A 982-nucleotide genomic window follows, 5' to 3' on the forward strand; every position below is an offset into this window, starting at 1 on the left:
GCGCCCCGGAGAGCGTCTGGGTGGCGGCCTCGGCCTGCTGCTCGCTGAGCGAGGAGGGGACCATGAGGCTGGAGGCGTAGATCCCGTTCAGGATCGTACCCAGTACCGCGGTGCCCAGGACCGAGCCGACCTCGTAGGCGGTTTCGGAGATCGCCGAGGCCGCCCCGGCCTTGGCGGCCGGCACTTCGGAGAGCACCAGGTCGTTGGACAGGGTTTCACTCATCCCCACCCCGAGTCCGAGCAGGCAGAAGGCCACCATCAGCCAGGTGTCACTGCCCGAGGCCCCGGCGAGGACCACCACGGCGTAGGCCAGTGCGCTGAGCACCAGTCCGGCGATCATGACGTTCGAGGTCCCGTAGCGGGCCGAGAAGCGCACCGCCAGCAGCCCGAACACCATGGTCAGCACCAGGCCTGGGGTCATCCACACCCCGGCCTCAAAGGGAGTGAGCCCGGAGATCAGCTGCAGGTGCTGGGAGACGAAGTAGATGAAGCCGACCAGCGAGAACACGCCGATCAGGTTCACCGCCAGCGCCCCGGAGAACACCCGGTTGCCGAACAGGCGCACGTCCAGCATCGGGATGCTGCGCGTCAGCTGACGCCGCACGAACGCGACGGCGCTGACCACCCCGATGGTGATCGCGGCGACCGGGACGTACCAGGCCCGGAGCTGATCGACTTGATCCCGTAGACGAAGGGCAGCAGCGCCATGATGATCAGCACGATGGAGATCGGGTCGACCTTGCCCGGGTTCGGGTCCCGGGATTCGGGTAGCAGGATCAGCCCGCCAACCAGCAGCGGCAGCAGCATCGGCACGGCCAGGAAGAACACCGAACCCCACCAGAAGTGCTCCAGCAGGATCCCACCGATCACCGGCCCGAGCACGGCGCCGCCGGAGAACGCGGCGGCCCAGATGGCGATCGCGGTGCGCCGTTCCATCGGGTCGCTGAAGATGTTGCGCAGCAGGGAGAGCGTGGCGGGCATG

At 68.0% G+C, this 982-nt stretch carries 2 protein-coding genes; both read right to left on the reverse strand.

From position 1 onward, the window contains the following. Nucleotides 1–625: MFS transporter (locus JCM19049_RS15405; protein WP_279403364.1), on the reverse strand; the 625-nt coding region annotated here is incomplete at its 3' end. Further along, the coding region (locus tag JCM19049_RS15410) for an MFS transporter (protein WP_054821999.1) at nucleotides 589–982 on the reverse strand (394 nt) is incomplete at its 5' end. The genes JCM19049_RS15405 and JCM19049_RS15410, both read right to left, overlap by 37 nt.

The sequence above is a fragment of the Arthrobacter sp. JCM 19049 genome (assembly GCF_001310435.1).